Annotated in this window: 7 protein-coding genes; 2 read left to right on the top strand and 5 right to left on the bottom strand. The window is 73.4% G+C overall.

What is annotated here, in order from left to right:
* Together AOK00_RS22285 and AOK00_RS22280 are read right to left on the bottom strand one after the other, a co-directional pair.
* On the bottom strand, positions 1–567 hold a 567-nt coding region (locus AOK00_RS22285), incomplete at its 3' end, for a response regulator (RefSeq protein WP_055602067.1).
* Positions 564–1,826 (bottom strand): ATP-binding protein, encoded by a 1,263-nt coding sequence (locus AOK00_RS22280; RefSeq protein ID WP_055602066.1) that lies wholly within the window; start codon positions 1,824–1,826, stop codon positions 564–566. The genes AOK00_RS22285 and AOK00_RS22280, both read right to left, overlap by 4 nt.
* 156 nt (positions 1,827–1,982) lie before the next feature.
* Here AOK00_RS22280 and AOK00_RS22275 point away from each other — a divergent pair, with 156 nt between their 5' ends.
* Entirely contained in the window at positions 1,983–3,329 is a 1,347-nt protein-coding gene (locus AOK00_RS22275; RefSeq protein ID WP_079042132.1) for a PspC domain-containing protein, read from the top strand.
* Entirely contained in the window at positions 3,316–3,576 is a 261-nt protein-coding gene (locus AOK00_RS37375; RefSeq protein WP_073910442.1) for a hypothetical protein, read from the top strand. Before AOK00_RS22275 ends, AOK00_RS37375 begins: the two co-directional genes overlap by 14 nt.
* Here AOK00_RS37375 and AOK00_RS22270 read toward each other — a convergent pair.
* The 3 genes from AOK00_RS22270 to AOK00_RS22260 form a co-directional block, all read right to left on the bottom strand.
* Positions 3,486–4,016 carry a DoxX family protein gene (locus AOK00_RS22270; RefSeq protein WP_055602069.1) on the bottom strand — a complete coding sequence of 177 codons (531 nt, stop codon included), beginning with the start codon at positions 4,014–4,016 and terminating at the stop codon, positions 3,486–3,488. The two genes, AOK00_RS37375 and AOK00_RS22270, sit on opposite strands and share 91 nt — an antisense overlap.
* Before the next feature lie 162 nt (positions 4,017–4,178).
* Entirely contained in the window at positions 4,179–5,411 is a 1,233-nt protein-coding gene (locus AOK00_RS22265; RefSeq protein ID WP_055602068.1) for a hypothetical protein, read from the bottom strand.
* A gap of 176 nt (positions 5,412–5,587) precedes the next feature.
* Positions 5,588–6,053 (bottom strand): class II aldolase/adducin family protein (locus tag AOK00_RS22260; RefSeq protein WP_173861613.1); only part of this gene is annotated, 466 nt, incomplete at its 5' end.

The raw sequence follows: 6,053 nt of genomic DNA, 5'->3' as shown, positions 1-6,053 counted from the left end.
GGCGATCAGCCGCAGCACCTCCCGCTCCCGCTGGGTCAGCCGGTCCATGTCCTCGTCCACCGGCGGCGCGTCCGTCGACGCGAAGGCGTCCAGGACGAATCCGGCGAGCCGGGGCGAGAAGACGGCGTCGCCCTCCTGGACCCGGAAGATCGAGTCGACCAGGTCGGTACCGGTGATCGTCTTGGTGACATAGCCCCGGGCACCGCCCCGGATCACCCCGATGACGTCCTCGGCCGCGTCCGAGACGGACAGGGCGAGGAAGCGCACCGGGTCCTCCGCGGCGCTCATCAGGCTCGCGCAGCGCCGCAGCACCTCGACCCCGCCGCCGCCCGGAAGGTGCACGTCGAGGAGGACGACCTCGGGGCGGGTCGCCGTGATGACGGTGACGGCCTGGTCGACGTCGGCGGCCTCGCCGACCACCTCGACGCCGGTGACGTCGGTGCGCCCGATCTCGGCCTGCACTCCGGTACGGAACATCCGGTGGTCGTCGACGAGCACCACCCGCACCCGGCGCTCCGCGCCCGCCCCCGCCTCGGTTCCGGTCGCTTCCCCGGTCTCGTCGCTCATCCGTCCGCCCTCTCCATCTCAAGCTCCACTTCGGTGCCCCCGCCCGGCACGGACCGCAGCCGGGCCGTGCCGCCGTTGCGCTGCATCCGGCCGATGATCGATTCTCGTACGCCCATCCTGTCCTCGGGGACCGCGTCCAGGTCGAATCCCGGCCCCCGGTCCCGGACCGAGACGAACACCGTGCGGCCCTCGACCTCGGCGTACACCTGCACGGCCCCGCCCTCGCCACCGTACTTCGCGGCGTTCACCATCGCCTCGCGCGCGGCCTGCATCTGCGCGACCAGTCCTTCGTCGAGCGGGCAGTCGCCGACGACGACCACCTCGATCGGGACCCCGTGCTTGTCCTCCACCTCGGCCGCCGCCTTCTTCACCGCCTCCGCGAGGGTCTCGGGCTCCTCGTCCCTGCCGGTGCCCTCGGGCTTGTAGAGCCAGTTCCGCAGCTCCCGCTCCTGGGCGCGGGCCAGCCGGCGGACCTCGCCCGCGTCCTCGGCGTTGCGCTGGATCAGGGTGAGGGTGTGCAGCACGGAGTCGTGGACGTGGGCCGCGACCTCGGCGCGCTCCTGGGCGCGGATGCGCATGGTCCGCTCCTCGGTGAGGTCCTGCGACATCCGGACCAGCCAGGGACCGGAGAGCAGGGCTATGCCGGTGAGGACGGCGACGGCGGCGGTGAGTGCCGTGCCGAGCTGGGCGACCGAACCGCGGACCACCACGAAGACGGCGAGTCCGGTGCCGACCAGGGCGACGCCGACGAGGCCGCGGGCGAGCTGGAGGGCGCGCGTGCGGCGGCCGGGGTCGGTCCAGCTGGCCCGGCGGGCGTTGTCCGCCTGGCGCCAGACCAGGGCGACGCCGCCGCCGACGAGGAGCAGCGGCCAGACGTACCGGCCGGACTCGCCGTCGACGCTGATGTTCCCGATGAGGAGCGCGGCGCCGATCGCGAGCACGATGAGGGCGAAGACCTGTCCCCGGTCGGGCTTGCGCAGTCTGCGGCGTCCGTCGGGGGTCGTCTCGAAGACGGGGCGCGGGGCGGTCCGGCCGCCGACACCGAGCGGGACGACGATCCAGAAGGCCGCGTAGATCAGGAGACCGAGGCCGTCCAGGAAGCACATGACGACGAAGGCCATGCGGACCCAGACGACCGGCAGCCCGAGGTGGCCGGCGAGGCCGCGCGCCACACCGCCGAGCCATCGCCCGTCGGCGCTCCTGTAGAGCCTGCGCACGGGCGGTTCGTCGGTCTCGGTGACACGAGCGGCTGCGGACATGCACCGATCGTCACACGTTCGGCCCGCCCTGGACATCAGGGTCGGCCCTGAGATCGTCCCTGGTACCCCCTCGGGGGCCGTGGGGCGCCGAATATCAGGGTCGGGCCAGGGTCGGCCCCGGTGCCGCTCGGCGTCACGGGCCGTCACCATGGACGCATGACGAGTTCGATGTCTTCGCAGCACGAGGCCCCGCCGCCGGCGGAGGCCGTCTCCGCCCCTCCTCTGCGGCGCTCGCGCGGCAGCAAGGTCGTGGGCGGTGTCTGCGGTGGCCTCGGCCGGTACTTCGACCTCGACCCGGTGATCTTCCGGGTGGTGGTCGGTGTCCTCGCGGTGCCGGGCGGTCTCGGGCTGATCTTCTACGGCTTCGCCTGGCTGCTGATCCCGCTCGACGGCGAGGAGGAGAACGACGGGCGCAGGCTGCTGACCGGCCGCGTCTCCGGGGGCACGCTGGCCGCCGTACTGATGGCGCTGGTGGGCTGCGGGGTCTTCCTGTCGATGCTGCACAGCGGGTCGATGCTGGGCTCGGCCCTCCTGGTGGCGTTCGCGCTGTCGTCGGCGGCGGTCTGGTCGCGGCACCGGCAGGCCGGCGCCATGGAGACGGAGGGACGGGCGGACGCGGCGACGGCCCCCCGGCCGGTCGCCGAGGCCCCGCCCGAGACCAAGGCGCCGCCGCTCGTCGAGTTCCCCTCGTGGTGGCGGGACCCGATCGTCAAGGACGGCTCGACGGGCAGGGTGGCCATCGGCTACCTGTGGGGGCCGCAGGGCATCGTGGACCAGGACGGTCTGGTGGACGGCGAGGTGCCGAAGCCGGGCGGCCGGTGGAGCGCCGGCCCCACCGCACCCGGCCGCCCGCAGCCCTCGATCCGGCGGAGCCCGTTCTCGATCGGTGGGCTCGTCTATCTGCTCGCCATGGTCGCGGCGGTGATCGGCACCTCCCTGACCTGGGAGAGCGAGCCGCTGGGCACCACCCTGCAGATCGGTCTGGTCGCCGCCCTGGCGGTGTTCGGCCTCGGTCTCGTGGTCAGCAGCTTCCTGGGCCGGACCGGGTTCGGCACGATCTTCCTCACCGTGGTCACGGCGGGCCTGCTCGCCCTGACCACGGCGGTGCCCGGACAGATCACGACGGAGTGGATCCGCGAGACGTGGAAACCGGCGTCGGTCGCCGCGGTGCAGCCCCGCTACGAGCTGGGGACCGGGGTCGGCACGCTCGATCTGTCGACGCTGGCGGTCCCGGCGGGCACGACCGTGTCGTCGGACATCGAGGTGGGCGCCGGCCGGCTCAAGGTGATCGTCCCGAAGAACGCGGTCGTGAAGCTCCACGCCCAGGTGGGCCTCGGAGATCTTCAGCTGCCGGGCGAGCCGGCGAACGACATCGACGTCTCGCCGGACCGTGACGTGACCCGGACCCTGAACCCGCCGACGGGGACCACCCCGGCGGGCACCCTCGACCTCTCTCTCGAGGTCGGCATCGGACAGGTGGAGGTCACCCGTGCTGCTTCATGAGTTCCGCCCCGGCAGGATGATCGCCGGCCTCACCGCCCTCGCCCTGGCCGGGCTCTACGCGGGCGACGCCACCGGGGCCTGGACGACCCCGTGGTACGTGGTGTTCCCGGTCCTCTTCGGCGGCCTGGGCACGGCCGGCCTCGTGACCTGGATCGTCTACCGCGTCCGGCGCCGCTCGGCGAGGAGCCGGTCGAGCGACAGCACCGACGCCCCGGCCAGCACCAGTGGCAGCCAGGCCATCAGATAGGCGAGGTCGTTGCCGAGGTAGTACGGGTTCACCTGCCAGCTCACGGTCAGCCAGAGGCTCAGGGAGATCAGGGCGCCGCCGAGCGCCGCCACGCGGGCGAAGAGTCCCACCAGCGTCCCGATCCCGACGGCGAGCTCCCCGAAGGCGATGGCGTAGCCGAAGCCGGCGGGGTTCTTGAGGGCGAGGTCGACCAGGGCGGGGATGGCCGAGCTGTCGCGGACGCCGGTCATCATCTCGCCGATGGAGCCGGTGCCGGAGTCGGCGAAGAAGGCGGAGTCGGTGAGCTTGTCGAACGCGGCGTAGACGAAGGTGACGCCGAGGAAGACCCGGAGCGGGAGGAGGGCGTAGCGGGAGCCGAACGCCTTCCAGCGGTCGAGCCCGGCGGCGAAACCGGTGCGGCCCGCACCGCTCGTGTCGCCCGCGCCCCGGGTGCCGTGCAGGCCGCTCGCACCGCCCGCGTCACCGGTCCCGCCGGCCGTGCCGTCCGCCCGGTCCGCGTGTCCCGTCATCGTCGGCCACCTCTCCTCGCCCCGTACGACTGTTCGCGGAACGATTCTCCTCGCCCGGCCTGTGAAGGGATACGGGAAGGAGGGCCGGAGGGATCAATCCACGACCTCGATCGTGACCCGGTTGGTCTCGACGCCCGCCGCCGTCACGACCGAGACCTCCACCCGTCCCGGTTCCACGTCCGCCGGGAGGGGGACGGTCAGGGCGGCGTCGGTCGGGTTCGCGAAGCCGCCCGGGACCGGGACCAGCGGCACATGGGCGTGGACCGGGCCGATACGGACGACCAGACGGGTCAGCGGGTCGGGGGCACCGGCCCCGGGCGGGACGAAACCGCAGCCGCGGATCTCGATGTCGTCACCCGTGCGGATCGGGGCGTCGAGGTCGCCGGCCTCCCGGGACCTGACCACGGAGTGGATCGTGGGACGGACGCCCTCGGTGTACTTCGCGGCGAGGTGCCAGACGGCCGAGACGCCGACGAGGAGCACGAGGGACCAGGGCACCGCGGGGAGCCCGGCCGGGTCGCGGGCGAGGGCCACGGCCGTCAGGACCAGGACGGAACCGGAGACGAGGACGTACTGGACGTCGGCGAGCGCGGCGCGGCCGCTGTCGTCGCAGAGCAGATCGGCGGCACGCGGCCGGTCGGCGCGCACCTTCTGGAGGCGGCGGGACGCGATCCCCGCCGCGACGACGAGCCGGGCGGTCACGGTGACGGCCGACACCAGGGCGAGGACGGTCAGCAGACCGGCGCCCCGGGCGAGGCCGAAGGCACGCGCGCCCGGTGACAGGAAGGCCAGGAAGACCAGGGCGTAACCGAGGAGGAGGAGCCAGGCCGCGACGACGGCGCGGGTGGTGGAGAGCCGGTTGTCCTCCCCGATCAGCGGGGCGAGCAGTCCGCCGCGGGAGCGGTGGGCGTGGGCGGCGGCGCTGAGCAGGACGGCGAGGACCAGGGCGGTGCAGAGGCCGGCCGTACGGGCGCCGGTCCAGCCGCCGCCCACGGCGGTGAGGGCCTGGCCGAGGAGCAGGGCGACGACGGCGCCCCAGACCGCGGCGAGACCTCCACGGCGGACCCGGTCGAACCAGGCCACGCCGGCCTCCCGGCCGTGCACGGCCACCGCGCGGGCGGACTGGGCGAGCTCGTCGGAGACCCACTGGCGGGCGGCGACCGGGGAGTGGGCGACGGCCGCGGGGACGCCGTGCCCGGCGGCGAGTTCGTCGCGCCGTGCGAGGAAGGCGGCGACGGCACGCCGGTGGCCGTTCTGTCCGCAGTGGGCGCAGCCCGCGCAGGCCGTCGCGTGCTCGCCGTACTGTCTCGCCTCTTGAACCGCCACGGTGCTCACTTCCCGAGCTCACTTCACGACACGTACCGGTGCGTCCCGAGGGGTCAACCAGCCGTTGGTTCAACGGAATTGTGTCGTACCGGCGGCTCCCGCACCTGCCGCGTGCGCCCCCCGGAGGGTGATTGCCGCGCCATCGCATTGACGTACAGAAGGGTGAAGCGATGGTATTACGACAGGAGTTCGGGCTCCGTGCGGCTGATCCTGCGCCAGAGGGGCTGGTAGTTGATCCAGGCGACGAGGTCGCTGCCGAGCTGTTCGCGGGTGGCGACGGCCTCGCGGTGGTCGATCAGGACCGGTTTCCCGGCCGCCCGAGCGGTCAGCTGCACCTGGGCGCAGCGCTCCAGGGCGATGAACCACCAGGCGGCCGCGTCGACGGAGGTGCCGACGGTGAGCAGCCCGTGGTTGCGGAGCACGATCGCCTTGAACGTGCCGAGCGCGAGGGCGATCCGGCGCCCCTCCTCGGGGTCCACGGTGACGCCGGTGTAGGCGTCGTAGAGGGCGTGGTCCTGGTAGAAGGCGCAGGCCTCCTGGGTGATCGGGTCGAGGAGTTCACCGAGCGAGGCGAGGGCCCGGCCGTGGAGGGAGTGGGTGTGGGCGACGGCCACGGCGTCGGGCCGGGCCCGGTGGACCTGG

This window comes from Streptomyces aureus, assembly GCF_001418135.1.
Taxonomy (GTDB): domain Bacteria; phylum Actinomycetota; class Actinomycetes; order Streptomycetales; family Streptomycetaceae; genus Streptomyces; species Streptomyces aureus_A.
Note: the sequence above shows the minus strand (reverse complement) of the source record. Positions and strands in the feature narration are given on the sequence as shown.

Excerpts from the sequence above, each read along its gene's own strand:
- AOK00_RS22275 (WP_079042132.1), top strand. The coding sequence starts at position 1,983 with ATGACGAGTTCGATGTCTTCGCAGCACGAGGCCCCGCCGCCGGCGGAG.
- AOK00_RS22280 (WP_055602066.1), bottom strand. The coding sequence starts at position 1,826 with ATGTCCGCAGCCGCTCGTGTCACCGAGACCGACGAACCGCCCGTGCGC.